Source organism: Patescibacteria group bacterium (genome assembly GCA_041665345.1).
Taxonomy (GTDB): Bacteria; Patescibacteriota; Patescibacteriia; order PEXW01; family PEXW01; genus JBAYJA01.
This window is the reverse complement of sequence record JBAYJA010000003.1, coordinates 151,903-168,395: the sequence shown is the minus strand read 5'-3', so window position 1 is coordinate 168,395 and position 16,493 is coordinate 151,903. Positions and strand designations below refer to the sequence as shown.

At 51.4% G+C, this 16,493-nt stretch carries 18 protein-coding genes and 1 rRNA gene; 3 read left to right on the top strand and 16 right to left on the bottom strand.

Features of this window, described 5'->3' with window-relative positions:
- The 6 genes from WCV85_05595 to WCV85_05570 form a co-directional block, all read right to left on the bottom strand.
- A 16S ribosomal RNA gene (locus WCV85_05595) occupies positions 1-588 on the bottom strand; the annotation flags it as partial.
- A gap of 507 nt (positions 589-1,095) precedes the next feature.
- A complete protein-coding gene (locus WCV85_05590; protein ID MFA6474322.1) occupies positions 1,096-2,379 on the bottom strand; it encodes an MFS transporter in 1,284 nt (427 codons plus the stop codon).
- On the bottom strand, positions 2,376-3,023 hold the full coding sequence (gene trmD / locus WCV85_05585; protein MFA6474321.1) for a tRNA (guanosine(37)-N1)-methyltransferase TrmD: 648 nt from the start codon (positions 3,021-3,023) through the stop codon (positions 2,376-2,378). The genes WCV85_05590 and trmD overlap by 4 nt, the downstream gene beginning before the upstream one ends.
- A gap of 181 nt (positions 3,024-3,204) precedes the next feature.
- Positions 3,205-3,564 carry an STAS domain-containing protein gene (locus WCV85_05580; protein ID MFA6474320.1) on the bottom strand — a complete coding sequence of 120 codons (360 nt, stop codon included), beginning with the start codon at positions 3,562-3,564 and terminating at the stop codon, positions 3,205-3,207.
- 280 nt (positions 3,565-3,844) lie between these two features.
- Entirely contained in the window at positions 3,845-4,267 is a 423-nt protein-coding gene (locus WCV85_05575) for a hypothetical protein (GenBank protein MFA6474319.1), read from the bottom strand.
- A 792-nt stretch (positions 4,268-5,059) separates the two neighbouring features.
- Positions 5,060-5,422 (bottom strand): KH domain-containing protein, encoded by a 363-nt coding sequence (locus tag WCV85_05570; GenBank protein ID MFA6474318.1) that lies wholly within the window; start codon positions 5,420-5,422, stop codon positions 5,060-5,062.
- Positions 5,423-5,798: 376 nt separating this feature from the next.
- Here WCV85_05570 and WCV85_05565 point away from each other — a divergent pair, with 376 nt between their 5' ends.
- Positions 5,799-6,029 carry a hypothetical protein gene (locus tag WCV85_05565; protein ID MFA6474317.1) on the top strand — a complete coding sequence of 77 codons (231 nt, stop codon included), beginning with the start codon at positions 5,799-5,801 and terminating at the stop codon, positions 6,027-6,029.
- Between the two features lie 436 nt (positions 6,030-6,465).
- Here the strand turns inward: WCV85_05565 and WCV85_05560 are convergent, their stop codons facing one another.
- From WCV85_05560 to WCV85_05530, 7 genes are all read right to left on the bottom strand, one after another.
- The gene (locus WCV85_05560) at positions 6,466-7,002 is read right to left on the bottom strand and encodes a hypothetical protein (GenBank protein MFA6474316.1); all 537 of its coding nucleotides are present in this window, start codon (positions 7,000-7,002) and stop codon (positions 6,466-6,468) included.
- Between the two features lie 197 nt (positions 7,003-7,199).
- Positions 7,200-7,790: a hypothetical protein gene (locus tag WCV85_05555; GenBank protein ID MFA6474315.1), complete on the bottom strand. Its 591-nt coding sequence runs from the start codon at positions 7,788-7,790 to the stop codon at positions 7,200-7,202.
- A gap of 166 nt (positions 7,791-7,956) precedes the next feature.
- The gene (locus WCV85_05550) at positions 7,957-8,553 is read right to left on the bottom strand and encodes a hypothetical protein (protein ID MFA6474314.1); all 597 of its coding nucleotides are present in this window, start codon (positions 8,551-8,553) and stop codon (positions 7,957-7,959) included.
- A gap of 91 nt (positions 8,554-8,644) precedes the next feature.
- Positions 8,645-9,073, bottom strand: coding sequence for a hypothetical protein (locus tag WCV85_05545; GenBank protein ID MFA6474313.1), 429 nt, complete (start codon positions 9,071-9,073; stop codon positions 8,645-8,647).
- A 211-nt stretch (positions 9,074-9,284) separates the two neighbouring features.
- Complete coding sequence (gene rpsP / locus WCV85_05540; protein ID MFA6474312.1) at positions 9,285-9,773, bottom strand: 30S ribosomal protein S16; 489 nt, start codon at positions 9,771-9,773, stop codon at positions 9,285-9,287.
- 198 nt (positions 9,774-9,971) lie between these two features.
- The gene (locus tag WCV85_05535; protein MFA6474311.1) at positions 9,972-12,635 is read right to left on the bottom strand and encodes a chromosome segregation SMC family protein; all 2,664 of its coding nucleotides are present in this window, start codon (positions 12,633-12,635) and stop codon (positions 9,972-9,974) included.
- A gap of 103 nt (positions 12,636-12,738) precedes the next feature.
- Positions 12,739-13,386: a hypothetical protein gene (locus WCV85_05530; protein MFA6474310.1), complete on the bottom strand. Its 648-nt coding sequence runs from the start codon at positions 13,384-13,386 to the stop codon at positions 12,739-12,741.
- 171 nt (positions 13,387-13,557) lie between these two features.
- Between WCV85_05530 and WCV85_05525 the strand changes: the two genes are divergently transcribed.
- Positions 13,558-13,707, top strand: coding sequence for a hypothetical protein (locus tag WCV85_05525; GenBank protein ID MFA6474309.1), 150 nt, complete (start codon positions 13,558-13,560; stop codon positions 13,705-13,707).
- Between the two features lie 146 nt (positions 13,708-13,853).
- Positions 13,854-14,135, top strand: a complete 282-nt coding sequence (locus tag WCV85_05520; protein ID MFA6474308.1) for a hypothetical protein — start codon at positions 13,854-13,856, stop codon at positions 14,133-14,135.
- Positions 14,136-14,225: 90 nt separating this feature from the next.
- Here WCV85_05520 and WCV85_05515 read toward each other — a convergent pair whose 3' ends face one another.
- The 3 genes from WCV85_05515 to rnc all read right to left on the bottom strand — a co-directional run bounded on the left by WCV85_05515 (position 14,226) and on the right by rnc (position 16,492).
- Complete coding sequence (locus WCV85_05515) at positions 14,226-14,588, bottom strand: anti-sigma factor antagonist (GenBank protein ID MFA6474307.1); 363 nt, start codon at positions 14,586-14,588, stop codon at positions 14,226-14,228.
- Positions 14,589-14,954: 366 nt separating this feature from the next.
- Positions 14,955-15,317 carry a hypothetical protein gene (locus tag WCV85_05510; protein MFA6474306.1) on the bottom strand — a complete coding sequence of 121 codons (363 nt, stop codon included), beginning with the start codon at positions 15,315-15,317 and terminating at the stop codon, positions 14,955-14,957.
- 485 nt (positions 15,318-15,802) lie between these two features.
- A complete protein-coding gene (rnc, locus tag WCV85_05505; protein ID MFA6474305.1) occupies positions 15,803-16,492 on the bottom strand; it encodes a ribonuclease III in 690 nt (229 codons plus the stop codon).
- Position 16,493 lies beyond the last annotated feature (1 nt).

The window sequence follows — 16,493 nt, the reverse complement described above, 5'->3', positions numbered from 1 at the left end:
GGCCTTCGTATTACCGCTGCTGCTGGCACGAAGTTAGCAGCCCCTTATTCCTCTGGTACCTTCAGAGTTATTCCCAGAGAAAAGCAGTTTACGCCCCGAGGGGTTTCTTCCTGCACGCGGCGTCGCTCCCTCAGACTTTCGTCCATTGGGGAAGATTCTTGACTGCAGCCTCCCGTAGGAGTGTGGACAGTGTCTCAGTTCCACTGAGGCGGGTCGCGCTCTCACGCCCGCTATCCGTCATTGCCTTGGTGAGCCATTACCTCACCAACTAGCTGATGGACCATAGGCCCCTCTCGGTCTGGCTTGCGCCTTTACGCTCCGACCATGTGATCGGAGAGACCATCAGGTATTAGCTCCGCTTTCGCGGAGTTATCCCTGTGACCGAGGTAGGTTACCAATGTGTTACGCACCCGTTTGCCACTCACCTCCGCCCATCGCTACGCAATGGGCTACGGTGAGCAGGCTGGTTGTTACACCCGCCTGCGGACCGAAGCTCTTCACGCAGTGAAGGGCGAAGGTTCGTTTGACTTGCATGCCTAAAACACGCCGCCAGCGTTCATCCTGAGCCAGGATCAAACTCTCAAAAAAGTTTATTGCAGAAAACTTTTAGAAAACTGGGCACACCCCGAAGGGTGCACCGGAAGTATTTCTCAAAACAAAAATTGACGTTCCGTTTGACTTACCACTCTCAAGTTGTCAACGATCATCCACCCCTGGTAATGAAAAACAGGGAGGCCGAGGGCTTCACTGTTTCAACTTCGCTGGGCCAAAACGCCCAAAGGCGTAACGGCGGCGATCACTTGGCAAGGGGGGATTCGATGGTACTGTCGATAGGCAGGGACAGTAAAGTATCGAGCTTTTGCAGCATACCCATGGACGGGAGAGTTGTCAAGGGCGGCAGAGATATGGGTTTTGGTATGGCGGCGAGTGGGGTTGGAGGGTGGGGGTGTGGGATGGGTAGAGGGTATGGGCGACTAACAAAACTCCCCCCCTCCTTTTGAAGGAGGGGGTGGGGGGAGGTAATCCTTACCAGGGAAACGACGTTAAACAAACCAAGAATGAAAAAACTTCTAAGGCCTCTACGACTCTACAGCTCTATAGCTTACGGCTTCTTCTGCTATAGAACACTGCTCCCACAATTGCGGTGAGCGCAATGATCCCACCCAAGGCACTGATGACCACGGGCACGGCCACCACACCACTGAGGGCGCCAATGGCAATGACGGGGACAAAGGCGAAAAGATTTTGGACTGTGTTCTGCAAACCAAACACCCGGCCCTGCTCAGCATTTGGTGTGCGTTCCTGAAAAATGGTTTGCGCGGAGACGAGGATGAATGGATCCGCAAAGCCGGACATGGTTGCAAGCAGTACAACCAGACCTAAGCGAACGCCATCAGGGGTGAAGCCAGGAATCAGGTCTGGCAAGAAATGCGTGAGCGGAACAATAATCACTGCCAAGAGTAAAGCTAGCGCATCCAAGCTCATGCCAAAGGTGATCAGCCGATGCTTGGCCACGCGTTCCTTCAACCGGTTTGCCAGCCACACGCCCACAAGGGTGCCAACCGCGGTGGGGACAATGAAAAGTAGCGTAATATCTCGTACCTGGTACCCCAGGAAGTCCAGAGCAAAGGAAGGCATGAGCGAGGCAAAAGATTTTTCCACGGCAATGAGAATGGACACTTGCAACAGGATAACCGCGATCATCGCATCTTTCCGCACGTACTGCACACCTTCCACAAACCTCACCCACACCAGACGCAAGTGGTGCATGAGCACCAAGCGAGGGCCCGTGAGCTGCGTCAGGTGATCTGCCAGGTGGGGGAGCCGAGCCGTTGCCCAGGCGCCAAGCAGGAAGAGCGCTGCACCAATGGCGTAGGTCGTGGGGTACCCAACTGTATCCACCAACGGCGCGGCCAGACCATACCCAACGAGGAAGAGCGCGTACGTGGTGAGGGTGAAAAAGGAATTCGCAGCAAAAAGTTTTTCCTTGGGCACCACCTGGGGAATGGCAGCAGAAGATGCTGGAGTGAAGAGCTGGGTGATAACGTGCATGCCAAAAGCCACCAGGAGAATACCAATGGTCCACTGACCTACAACCAAAGCGAGCGCAATAACCCCTGCGCGGAGCAGGTTGATGAGGAGCAGGATGCGCCGGCGATCGTAGCTATCAGCAATAACCCCGGCCACAGAGGAAAACAAAATTGGCGGCACACTTTGGAACCCCACGAGAATTGCCACCGCTGCATTGGAGTTGGACTGCTCGTACACCGCCAGCACAAACGCAAAGGTCAGCAGGTTCGTGGCCAACCCTGCCGCAATTTGGTTTGCCCACAGCAACCGGAATGGCCGGATGCGGAGAACTGACGCGTCGACTTTCATACCTTCCGCCGAGTACGGTGTTTCTGCCGCCAGGCGGCAATGACTTTGTGGTCACCAGACAGGAGCTCCTTTGGCACGCGCTTCCGCTTGAACACTTCTGGCCGGGTGTACTGCGGGTACTCCAAGAGCCCAGCTTCCGTGTGTGACTCATCAGCACTCGAAGCATCTTTGCCCAACACCCCAGGCAGCAACCGCGCCACGGCATCAATGATGGCCATGGCAGGCAGCTCACCACCAGTCAGCACAAAATCACCCGTGGAAATTTCTGCGTCCACGTACTGCAGCACGCGCTCGTCCACGCCTTCGTACCGGCCAGCAATGAAGACCAGCTGATCCAGCTTCGTCCACTTCCGAGCCAGTGCCTGGGTGAAACTTTCACCCTTTGCGCTCATCAGCACGACCTTTACCTTGCCGCGCTTTTTCTTGACCGCGGAAATTGCTTTGTACAGTGGTTCAGCTTTCAGGAGCATGCCTGGCCCGCCGCCATACGGCCGGTCATCCACGGTCCGGTGCTTGTCCGTGGTCCACTTCCGTAGGTCATGGATTCGAACGCTGATTTTCTTGCCCTTCTGCGCCCGACCCAGAATGCTCTGCTCCAGGTACCCAAACGCTTCGGGTATGACGGTAATAATGTCGAATTGCATACTGCCATTGTAGCAGACTGGCGGCTCTGCCCTCCCCTCTGTCATCCTGAATCATATGAAGGATCCCCAGACAATGTAAAAAACTTTGGAGATCCTTCGAAGACTCAGGATGACAGTAAAAAAAGGGCGACCCACATTGGATCGCCCGTACACAATACTTTCACCTGTTAGGCAGGACTTGCTACTTCCTTGCATCAGAACTTGAAGTCATCCCCTCCGCAGCCTCCTCAACAGTACTGTACTGTTGGAAAACTTCAGCTAGCCGTGATATGACCATAATTCTGCCAATCTTATCGTTGGTACCAAGGACCATGCAAATTGGCAATTTCGCACCGCGGTACTGCTTGTACTGGTAAATGAGAATGCTTAAACCCGACGAAGGAATCCACGCACATTTGGTGAGATCGATGATTACTCCACGACCGTCGTTTCGAATTTCACTCAGTTGATCATCAAAGGTTGCAATGTCGTGTGGCACGGCCATTCGGCCGTCAATTGCTATGACCAAAAGTGGGCCTTGCGCTTTTACTTTAATTTTCAAAAAACCTCCAATCAGTTTTCTTTGCCCCAACCCTAGCAACTAGCTTCAACAGGGTCAAGGGAATATGAAAAAGCGGCCAGTATGCACCAGCCGCTTCCCAAAAATGAGCTGCCCTCCGTCGTCTCCCTCATGCAATGGGGAGAAACCACCATCAACAAGCCCAATACGTTTCATGAGACCTCCTAGGATCTGCCGAGAGTATATATCTTTGCAAATGAGGGAACAAGGATAAAAAAAGGGCGACCGGTATTCGATCGCCCATGGTGTATGTGTCCCAGGATTACTCACCTCGAAGCTCAGCATCAGTCGCACGCTCTGCCATGTACCTGAGGAGGGCGTTATCGGCCCGCTGCTTCTCTGGACTCTTCGCATACGCAGCATCAGCCAAGTCGACATTCTCAAAGATGGAAAAATTATTGAAAAGTTGCGAGGCAAGCACCTGCTGCAATCCTTCTTGCTCTGGTGTAATGATCAGGCAGAGGAAGAGCTGCGCGGTCTTGTACTTACTCGCATAGTATACAAGAATGCTGCAGGCCGGCGGGCCAAGCTCCTCACATTGAGAAAGGTCAACAATCAGTCCTCGATTCGCCTGAAACGCTTGGGAAAAATACCTGCTCAATTCTGCCGCCTCAAGACCACTTTCCAATCTGCCTTCCACTGCTACAACCAGCAAATCGCCATGCTCTTCAATAACAATGTGCATTTTCTACCTCCAATGTGTATCATTCCTTTCCCTCTGTCTACCATCACCCAAAAAATGCGTCAAGAAAAAGACGGCTGCTCAGAGAGTAGCCGTCTAGGTATGGCTTGAGCGCTTCGCTCTAGCCGCCGTCAGTGGGATCCCGCATTGGGTACCCGCCAATGGTTGGGTCAAGGAGTTGACCTCGCATAATCACCCTCCATCCGAAGGTTCAAGTTTTTTCATTACACAACCTCGATGTTTGTTTGGATATCCCCATACTACACCTGAGAAATAGAAAATCAAGGGCGGCTATTGCTAGCACGCCCTGATAATGAACATGGGTTCTGACGCAGCTTTTTTGGCTTTAGCTGCCGTCAATACCGCCACCGAGCGATCTGTGACAGCCTGTACTGGCATCAAAGAGCTTCTGCGTTTCGCTGCCCGCACCAAGGAACTTTTTTGACATTCTACCTCCAGTCAAAGAAGGGATTTCTTTTCTCTGATCGATAAACAAAAGGTAGCAAAAAGCAAACTTTTTGTAAAGATGAAAAAAAGAGCGGCCATTTGGTCGCTCTTCGGAATGTGCTAAACAGGGTCTCACCCTATTCGGAGTCTTCGGGGTGTCGCAGTGGCTTCTCCCCGCCATCAGGATAGAGCAGCTGCTTCATACTATTCTCCATCTTCCGGATAAAACATGATTTCCTCCAAGGATTTCTGTTCGCCAAAGGGCAATGTCAAAATGAGTATACTCCAGGCAAAAAATCTGTCTATACCAAAAACTCCCGGTAGTGCTACCAGGAGTTTTCTTATTACTTAGAGTTTCAGGTCGTCGGCCAGGTCTTCACTTGGCGCGGCAGCAGGGGCTGCGGGTTGGTCATCCATCCGCTTCCCACCCATTTCCCCTTTGTGCTTGCGGTAGCCTTCGGGTTCGTAGATCTTCATGTTCACCCGGGCATGGTTCTTGGCGCCCACCACCCGCAGCAAGGTGCGAATGCTCTTGGCAGTCTGCCCCTGGCGGCCAATGACCTGACCCAGGTCTGCTGGGTTCACATGCAACGTGCACAGCACACCCATTTCATCCACAATGCGTTCTACCTTTACTTCCTGTGGGTTGTCCACAATGGACTTCACCACAAACTCCACAAACTGCGCGTCTTCAAACTGCTCTTCGGCCATATCGGCGTTGGTTAAACTGGGGAAAGGACTGCCAGGAACCGTGTATCCTGCGACTCTTCAGGACCGGTATCGCTGTGCTAAAAAAATAGCAGAGGTAGGGGAGGGTGTCAAAAGAAGAAGGTATAGAGGTATAAAGCTGCTCCGACGCTTTGGTCGGAGCCCCGAGTGAGTCAGACGAATCGAGGGGTAGAGCTGCCCGCCCGCCGGAGCTTCTGAGCGTAGGGGGGTAGTGGGTATTGGGAAATAAACGAGAAACGAACATGGTCACTCCCTGGAGAGTGTCTTTTTATTCATCGACCAAACCACTCCTTGACACGCAGGTAGCCTTAGGAATAGGCTTGATGCGAAACCAAAAAACTTACGAACTGGAGAAAAAATGCATACTTGCCCACTCTGCTTCGGCCGGGGCACGATCCCGGAAAAACAGCGATCCACTGACCCAGAAGAAAACGCCCGACTCATCCTGGCGGAACGAGCCGCGAAACACGCAATCATGAAGGCCATAGGCGGGGAGCACGCAAACTTTGCTTCACTCGTTCTTGATTTGACTGGCAACGAGGAATTAGCCATTGAAGTGCTCGTTGATGATATGCTCGTTTTTGCCTAAGTGGCAGCAACCCCCCTGACGGAAAATAATTTTTCCGTCAGTTTTTTCTGGGAAATGAGGCCGATTTTAATACCGAGTATTTCTGCAACCATTCGTTATTTTAGTAGGATTGACGATACGCTTCTCACATGTTAGCGTGAATCAAAATTCCATGAACACTGCTCACGAGGAGAAAAAATGCAAAAAAGTAAGAGAAGCATGCTCTACATTTCCATATGCCTTGGATGCTTGTTTTTTCTAGGGGCTTATCTAGCTAGTTGGGACACAACAGTAGTCTGGTCAAGCGTAGGCGCAATCATTGCCACCTGGTTGATTTGCCTGAGGATCATCAAAAAGTCCGCAAACCAAGGTGAGTAACATGCTGGCGTTCCGTGTGGAGCGCCTTTTTTGTACGAAAAAAAGGACAGGTGGGCAGACCTGTCCTTAAAAAATTCCCCTACTGCTTCACAAAGATTGCCGATCCAGTTTGACGAATTCGATTCACGTAATCGGCTATAAAACTTGAGAGACGATCTTGCAAAGTATGACGCTCTTCCCGGCTCATGTACGTTTCTGGATACGCTGCTAAGCCGATTTCAGTGAACAACGAGGCGCAGCACATCAGGAAAAATGGACTTGACGGCGAACACGCACATCCACTAGCATCCACTGTCGTAAACCGACCAACAAACTGCTCCGCAGGAAAATACGCATCAATACAAGTATACGCCTTCGATAATCCCTCAAGATTACTCCAAAATGCGGAGCGCCGCTGTTCTATGTTGAGATCAAAGGTGCTCATGCCCTGATCAATACTGTGCTCCCAAGTGTGACCCATCTGATTGTAGCGTTTGTAGATGAGTATTGCCTTGGAATGAACGACCGTAAAAACAATGAGGTCACCCCGAATTTCCTTCTCATGCAACGTGATCGCAAACCTGACGATAATCTGTTTGCGTGCTAAGGCTAGCAACGCATCTTTTTCTTTAGTCACATTTCCTCCAGTCGCCTAGGTTTCTACCGTCGGCTATGGTTTAAGATTGATTATAATATCTTCAAACTGCCCTAAGAAGATTGTGAATGAACGAATGCCTTACTCTAACGCTGCTTGTAGCAGCATGTCAAATAAAAAAGGACAGCCGATATTGACTGTCCTCTATTTCGTGCCGTTCGTGAACGACGAGAAAAGATCTAGCTATTCCGCAGGTAACGACCGCTTCTCTGTAATTCTTGGATTCTCGCATCAAAGAACCCACTGAAACGAGAGGACAATGCTATTGCGGCATCTTGGCTAAGAATAGCACGTAGCCGAGTTTCAATGGCTGCATAGCAGAGTAAGTGGTGCACTGAACGGCCATCGACAGGAACGTGCGTTGGGACAATATTGCTGGCCTGGCTATGGACTGATGCCAAGGGTTCCAACCAAATTGGCCGACGTACTATCCAATCTTCAAGGTAGGCCCGAAGCTCCTCTACATCTTCACTTTTCCTCTGGTCATACACGCGGAGGCCAATGCGACTTGCAAGGTCGGGATGACATCTACTTTCAAGAACCATGCTTGCGCGGGTAAGCAGGCCGGGTTTTCCGGTAAATGCAGTTGCGAAGCAGACAACTTCAGTTGTAAAGAATGCGCGATCTTCTCTACATGCAGCGAAAGATGCGGCATCCTGGTACTCAACATCCGTGTGCGTTCGAACAACAATTTTAGTCGACGCCAGCTCGAGAAGTGAACTTGATGCGAGCTGCTTTTGCAGCTTAGGATCTTCTTGTGGTGTGGACATGATTCCTCCAATCGCCTAGGCGCACGGGCCATCGGCTATGGTTTAGGGGTGAAATCAAATATTCCCAAATTGCCCTATGAGAATTGTAAATGTACGAATACTCATTTAACACCTTGGGAATATTTTTGTCAAAAAAAAGACAGTCGGGCAGGACTGTCTGGTAATATTAGACTATCATTTTGAGCTGCGTGGTAACCGTATTCCAATTACTTTGCAACTCTTTGAGAAAACCATCGAATCGCTTGAAAAGCACTGAGAGTGCAACTTCTCTCTCTCCCCATCCGCCCTCAATCTCACGAACAAGCAGTGCTCGTAAAGATCCAAATGAGAGCATAAGCTGAATCGAGTACAGCGAGAGCGTCTCGGGGCATTGGTAGGAGAAATCCGACCGTCCAGGATTTTGCATAAGCCGTACCTGTATTGCTTCTTGGGTAACATTACGACCCAACAAGTTGTTTCGGGACCATTCTGACCAAATCTGGTCAAAAAACTCACCATGTTGCTTTGTCTTACCAAAATCCAAAATGGTGCCTAATGTCACGTCAAGTGTCATTATTGGCTTAACTACATCAGTAACGAATTCTGAAAACACTACCTGAATGAGAGGCTTGGTATGAGATGTTTTCTCGGGACTAACCGAAGTCAGTAGCCAAATCTTGCGACGCGGCAAGTGAGGCGGTGAACCCTGATATTCTTTTACTCGAAGGAGCAAACGCTTGGCTTGCAGATGTTTTAAGAAAGCGTCGAGATGTGCATTGTCCATTTTTTCTCCAGTACCTAGGTTGTCTACCGTCGGCTATGGTTTAGGGATTATAGTTCTTGCTCTGCCCAGCAAAGTAGGGTGGAAAGGTTCGTTACCAGGAAATTTCCAGGGTGAAGTAGGTCGCGTTACCGTACGGGTCATCGCTACCGAATGTCTTGTTATACTTTGACTTTGATGTCGCTGTGTATCCCAAGCCTTTCAACTTTTTGAGGAGACCAGACACTAAACCACTCAGGAGAGGACTGAGGTTGTAGTTTTCTCCCTGATTGTTGTGCACGGTAATGGAAACTGCATGCTGACCCCGAGCGGTCGCTGCTGCAATTTGGGGCTGCACGGTCTCCAAAAAGTACGCCGGGGCAAGCTTCTTGCCTTGTAGAATATGTTTGGCCCAATTTGCTTGCGCTTCAGTCTGCTTCTTTTCTTGTGCAACGGTCGCAATCTGCCGCCCACGTTTTGATGCTTTTCGAGCTTGGGCTGCAGTCAAAACGGTTCTCATGTTTCGAACTTGTTTCTTCGCCATATTCTGATCCTCCTAATGGGTTTTCAATGTGCATTCCACCCAGCTTACGTCTGGGGGTGAGGGGTGTCAAATCCTCCTCTGTCATCCTGAGTCTTCGAAGGATCTCCTGAGAATGTACAACCTTCGGAGATCCTTCGCCCCGCGACGGGACTCAGGATGACAGAAAAAGAGCCTCTCGGCTCTCTGGTTCTCTGTTCTACGTTCTAGGTTCCTAGTTCTTCGTTTCTTCCGCTTTCTTCTCCTCCGCCTTCGGTGCTTCAGTAGCTGGAGCCTCTTCCTTCTTTTCTTCAGGTTTTACTTCAGCCTTGGGTACTTCAATCTTTGGCTCTTCTGCATTTGCCGGAGCTTCTTCCTTTTTCTCCTCGGCTTTGGGGGCTTCGGCCTTTGGGGCTGCTGCAGGTTTTTCCTCAACCTTGGGTTCGTCCTTCTTCTTGGCTTTGGCGACCACAACTTTGTCAGCCTTGATAACCCCGGCCGTAACCAAAAGATTGTGCGCGCTGGGGGAAGCTTGGGCGCCTTTGCTCAGCCAGTACTGCACCCGGTCAGCTTTCACTTCAATGGTGCCAGGATTCGTATGTGGATCGTACCAGCCCAAGATTTCCAAAGCAGGCGCAACCGTGTCCCGCTGCTTATCAGACACGATAAAGCGGAAGGTCGCGTGATTCTTTTTGCCAGTGCGGCTAAGTCGGATAGAAACCATAGTGAGGAGAGTGTACTGGGAATGGGGGAATGCGTCAAGAGGGGGCGGGGGGATGAAGGTTTTGGTTTTGGGTAGCGTTATGGATCGGAAGGTGGAGATGGCGGGTTTGCCCCTCTCTATTTTCCTATGACCAAATGCTAAAGGAAAAAACCACTATTGCCCTTATAGCTTTATGGCTTACGGCTTTACGGCTGCTTCCTACTTCTTCACCCCTGCAATGACCTTACCGACATCTTCCATTTTCACGGACAGGAGCTTGGACACGCCGTCATCACCCATAGTCACGCCGTAGAGCAGGGCGGCTTCCGCCATGGTGGCGCGGTTGTGGGTGATGGTAATGAACTGCGTGCGGTGCGCTAGCTTGGACAGAATTTGCGCAAAGCGGATGGAGTTGGACTCATCGAGTGCCGCATCCACTTCATCCAGCACCACGAAGGGGGAGGGATTGGAAGCCAGGATGGCGCAGATGAGGGCAATGGAGGTTAACGCCCGTTCACCACCGGAGAGCATGGCTATGCCGCGCAGGCGCTTGCCGGGTGGGGTGGCGAATATTTCCACGCCAGTCACCACCTTCTCACCCTTGGCTTTTGGCTTCACCAGTACTTCTTCTTCCTCGTCCTCGTCATCTTCATCCTCATCGTCAGCCACGTCCACAGGATCAACCACTTCTTCTTTCACCAATTGCAAGGTGGCATTTCCACCGTTGAACAGCATTTTGAAGTACTTGGTGAATTCTTCGCTCACCCGATCAAAAGATTTTTCAAATTTCTCCTTGATGGTTGCTTCCAATTTCGCAATCCCGGTTTCCAAATCTGCACCCGCCTTGGTCAAATCATCCACCTGCGTGGTGAGGAAAGTGTAGCGCTCATTGGTCTGGTCGTACTCTTGCTTGGCGTTTTCATCAATGCCACCAATGAGTTCCAAATTGTGCTTGGCTTTGGCAATCGTGTCTTCCAGGGCAGCCACGTCCGCATCCGGAACCGTGGTGGCTTTTTCTGCTTTGGCTGCAAGTTCGGCTGGTAGTTCTGCCCGGATTTCCCGGAGTAAATCTTCCTGCCGAGTTTCCAAGCGAGCCAGCTGCACCCGCGCGTCCGCCAGTTTGCCTTCGGCAACCCGCGCTTCGTCCTGTGCACTCCGGGCGGCTTTCTGCAAAGCAAAGAGCGTGTCCCGTTTATCCTGCTCGGTTTGGTTAAACCCATCCAATGCATGGCGCGCTTGCCCAAGTTCTCGATCAACAGTAGCAAGCTGCCCATCCACCTCAGCCTGCGCCTGCGCCACGGCAGCATCCGCCTCAGCTTTGGAGCCAGGCTTCAGCTGCGCCAGCTTCAGCTCTTTGGCGACGTTGGCATGCTCGTGCTCCAAGCGACGCACTTCATCTGCAAAGGTGTGGTCCCGCTCTTCCAGAGCATGCTGCTCCGTGTGCAACGTGTGCTCTTCATTGGCCACCTGTTCCTTCTCCTGCATGTGCTGGTGGAGTGACCGTTGCAGGATGATGAGCTGGGCAGGATCAACGCTGGGGGTTTGCGCAGAGAGCTTGTCCAAGAACTTCGCGGCGCGGGTATCCAGACGGTGCGCTTCCCCGTGCAAAGCTTTCAGCGCGTCAATAGAGTCAGCCGCGCGTACCGCCGCAATGAACTTCTGGTGGCCAGTGAGCACTTCGGCTACTTCCTTGGCCAAGTCTGGCACGGTGAGGGTCGTCCGAGTTTTGAGCGCTTGTTCCGCCCGGAGCAACCCGGCTTCCAATTCTTGAATGCCTTTGGCGTGGCTGTGCAGTTTCTCCTGCACCTCAGCCATGTGCTTGGTGAGCTTCTCTCGTTTCCGGTCGCTGGCTGCACGCTCCTCAGCAATGGCGCTCAGGCGACCAGCAATTTCTGCCTGCCGGTGGGTGAGCCAGGAAACATTTGCTTGACCAGCCTGGGACAAGGTTGCAGCAACTTTTCCCGCCAAGGCAGCACGATCCGTAAGCAACCGGTTCCGCTGGTCAATCAGTTCTTGGTGCGTGCGCTGGAGCTTGGTGAAGTGTTCGTGCCGGGAGCTCCCGCGCTCTTCCGCGTCTACCTGACGCTGAATCTTCTGCAACTCAGCCAACGCGCTTGCCTGGGCCTTTTCCGCACTCTGCAATTCCTTCTGCGCCGCATGGAGTTCTTTGTTCAGCAACGCAACTTTGGCGCTGTATGCCTGCACCTGGAAGTCGCGCAACTCCTTGGCAATCTCTTCGCGGTCATTCAAACGCTTCACCTGCCGGGTAAGGGAGCGGAGCCGCGGGGCAATTTCATCAATCAGCAGCTGCGCCTGCGCCACGTTCTCCCGAGTGGCAGCCAGCTTATTCTCCGCCTGCTCTTTCTTCATTTGGAACGGCCGCACCCCGGCCGCTTCGTCAAAAAACTGCTTACGCTCCATGGGTGTGGCCACCAGCACGGCGTCCACCTGCCCTTGGCCAATGACCGAATAGGTTCGCTGGCCAATGTTGGACCGCGCCAGCAGCAGCTGAATGTCGGACAGTCGGCTTTGGCTACCATTCACCAGGTACTCCGACGTCCCGTCCTTGTGGATCCGCCGGGTGACCGTGAGCTGCTTGTAATCAATAGGCGCCCGGCCTTCGCGGTTGTCCAACGTCAACGACACCTCAGCCATACCCAGCCGGGTTTTCTTGTCCGAACCCGAAAAAATCACATCCTCGCTCTTCTTCCCGCGAATGATCTTCAAACTCTGCTCGCCCAGCACCCAGCGCATGGCGTCAGCCACGTTGGACTTCCCCGAGCCGTTGGGCCCCACAATGGCCGCAATCCCACGCTGGAACAAGAGCTCCGTGCGGTTGGCAAAGGATTTGAATCCCTGAATGGTGAGCTTTTCGAGATACACCGGGTTACAGAAAAACAGCGAGAATCAACGCTAGTAGTGTACCAATTTTATGCTAAGGAAACAATAAAAAAACCGGCGAGTAGGGGACTCGCCGGAGTACAGATTACGATTGGGCACGATAGCCATGCTGCCGAAAAACCCTTTCACCGCCTTCAATATTTGGGCTTGGACGGTTTCCTTTTGCACATTCTGGGCAAAGAGCTTCTGAGGGCCACATTTCATAGTACCTTTCCATAAGCTGGTGGATTGGTACTTCGGCATCCAGCTCGGGAACCACGTGCGAATCCTGGGAGCGATTCAGCAGTACAATTCCTTGCGTCGGCATTCCACCACACGCCTTAACAAGCTTTCCAAGTTTCGTGAGCGTGGTGGATGTGGTGAGGACGTCATCGAAAAGCACAATGTTGCGATTTGCAATGAGTTTGGTTTGTTCTCGTTTAAACCTGAAGACGCCCCCCTCAGCCCGCTCTGCATAGGCAAAGCTTAATCCAAGCAAATCTGCAACCTGTAGCGCATAGTAGGATCCACACCCCGCTCCCACAATCACTGGAGCAGATGAATGAGAATGCTGCACTAACGCCGCTGCTTCGGAAACCAATACTGAGCGTTCCTCCCGCGGCACCAGCCCCGGCACAAAATTGGCGTACGTCCGGGTACAGCAACCATTGCTGAGTTTCACGTGCGTGTTATGGACGATAACACCGACTCGCTCCAGCCGTGCAATCATTTCATCATCGGTATATTTCCGCATTACTATAAACCTCCGTTCCTTTCTCTAAGACGGTTTGGGAAAAATCGATTTTTCTTTCCGTCCAAGTGTAGGGGAGTGCGCTCAGGTCGTCAACCCGACCATTGACAAACCACTTACACTTTGCTACAATTTTTGGAAATTAGGGAAACAAAACTTTTCCTGGAGGAAAGAATGGGAAACGTATTGCAGGGAATCGGAATTACACTGATCATCGGCGCAATGCTTGCCGGGTGCGCCTGGATCATCTTCCGCAAGCGAGAGCAGTGGAAAGAAACTCCCTCACAGTACCGCGGCGTGTACCCCACCAAGCACCGCAACTAGAACACCTACCACTCGTCATCAACAAATGGCGGGGGGAATTTTTATAAATGCAGCCATTGACAGAGGAAGCGCGTTGATTTACGATGTACAATCAAAACAAAAAATTCCTGTATCTACATATAAAATCCATTACCAGGAGGTAAAAAGTGTTACAACTTCTTTTCAACGGTGAGCCCACGACGCTGCAACCAGGCGATTCAATCTGGTTTCCAACAGAAATACCGCAAGAATCGGAACCACTCTTTTCCATCACGCGCGGTAAAGACAATACTCCACTAGATCTAGATCATAGACGCCTTCCGACAACTCTGGACCTGCGACCAGACCCGCGAACCTATAGCCGGTTGGTTGAACTCATTGCAGTCCTTACTGGACTCAAGGCGAATCAACACGGGTACTACATGTTTACGTTCGCTGCGCAAGAATGAAGCACGCAATTTCCCCTCGTCATCAACAGATGGCGGGGGACTTTTTTTACAAAAAAAGCTCACCGAAAAGGGTGAGCTTTTGCCAATGCGTTAACGAGCAGGTTGGGTGTGGAGCGCCTCCAGGTACATATCCAGGGTGGGATAACTTTGGAGCACCTTGTCCAGCTTCGTGTTCAAAAGTATTCCTTCAACTTTTCCAGAAACACAGAGCAGGGCAAGCGTGCAATCAGCATCCCGTATGTACTTCAGAAGGCTAATGAGCAGCCCGAGTCCAGAGCTGTTCATCCAATCAACGTGTTGCAAATCAAGAACAAAGTGCTGTACTTTCTTTTCTCGCAAAAGCTCCTGCACCTGTTCACGAATTCCGAGAGTATCGGGAGAAACCCCAAAAACTTTCACCGTCACGGTAATGACAGCGACTTCTGGTTTCGGATACGCGATGGGAAACAACATTTCTTCTCCTTCCTTGTTGATGAACAGTGTTGAGAAAACCCTATAACTTCAGCTATGGTACGTCAAGCGACCAAGAAAAAGAGCTCGTGGGAGACGAGCTCAGGATTGTTGCTTAGGCTGATCTTTTTCAGCCTTCCGAAAATTGCGCCTTGAAATGAGAACGAGTACGGCAATTGCAATGCAGAGGAGTGCAATTTCCAACGGGGAAATATTTTCCACAGAACCTCCAAAAGAACGACTGTTGATTGTATTATCTCCTGTGGAATGGGAATGTCAATAACAAACACCGAGGCTTGCCGATCCACGGATGGCGAGGGAATTTTTTTGCAAAAAAAGCTCACCCTTTTGGTGAGCTTTGCTAATTGATTATGGGGCAGGCTGCTTATGCAGTGCTTCCAGGTACATTTTCAGAGTGGGATACCTTGGAAACTGAGCCTCAGGATTGACATGCTTGAGCGCAGAATGAACTGTTCTTGAACTGCCCAGTAGGACAAAGACCCGCTTCGCCGCCTGAATGTCCCTGAGGAGAATGGCTAACAGATTCAGACCATGTTCATTAACCTGATGAACCCGACGCATATCAAATGCGATGTCCGTGATCATTTCATCGTGGATATACTCTTGTACCCGCTCGTAAAGCTGCAGCGTGTCGGGAGCATACCCAAAATCGTTCTCATACCAGGTAAATACAGTCACTTCAGGTCGAGGATTCTTCATTGAAAATGACATTTTCACTCCTTTGGTTATGATTAATTTATTTCACATAACCCTAGCACTGGAAGTGTACTTTGTCAATGCTGCCGAACAAAAAGAGCTCGTGGGAGACGAGCTCAGGGGTTTTCTCGTAGCTGACCCTACTCAGCTTTTCGAGAAGTGCGTATAAGGAAAATAACGAGAGCAACGAACGCAACACCTGTGATGATTAGTGCAATAGTATTCACGAAACCTCCTCCTGCCCCCTATGTTGATTCCATTATCGCCTGTGGAACAGGAATGTCAATAACAAGCAACCCATCACTTACACAAAATGGATTCCGTATTACAGCGGGATTGCCGCGTCACTCAAGGACTCGTTCCTCGCAATGACAGAGTTGTAGAAATGACGATTTGCAAATAACAAACCCCGCGCACAGCAAGCTGTGCACCTACATTTTTTACCTACCACCCTCACCCTCCAACCCCACTCGCCGCCACACCCAAACCTTTTACCCCCCTCACCATCCCTTCACCTTGCACCCAGCCGCGGCAGCAGCCATCTGGGCCTCTTGCTTGGACGTGCCTTCACCTTCCGCGACTTTTTCATCGCCAATGAACACGCCCACCACGAAGTTCCGTGCGTGGTCTGGGCCGGATTGGGACAGTACCTTATAGGTCGGAGTCACGCCCATGCGCTCTTGGCTGGCTTCCTGGAACTGGCTCTTGGGATCCCGGTACAGTTGATTTTCCAAAATGTACTTGAACTTGGTGAGCACGTGGTCAGAAATGAACTTCTCCGCCGCGCGGTAGCCCTGGTCCAAGAAAATGGCGCCCACCACTGCTTCAATAGCGTTGGCCAGAATAATTTGCCGCGCTTTGGAATTCTTGTCCCGGGATTCACCGCGGGAGAGGTAGAGGTAGTCATCCATGCCAATGCCAGACGCAATTTCGGACAAGGTCTTGGCGTTCACCAAGCTGGCGCGCCAGTTGGTCAGCTCACCTTCGGGGTTGGGGTAGGTTTGGTACAGGTACTCCGTGACGACCAATTCCAGCACGGCATCACCAAGAAACTCCAGACGCTCGTTGTGCGCCAGGGGGAATTCGGGGTGCTCGTTGAGGTACGACCGGTGGACAAAGGCTTGCTTCAGGATCTCGGGGTTCTTGCACTCCAAGCCCATGGCATTGGCAAACTCCTGGACAGGTTTCATA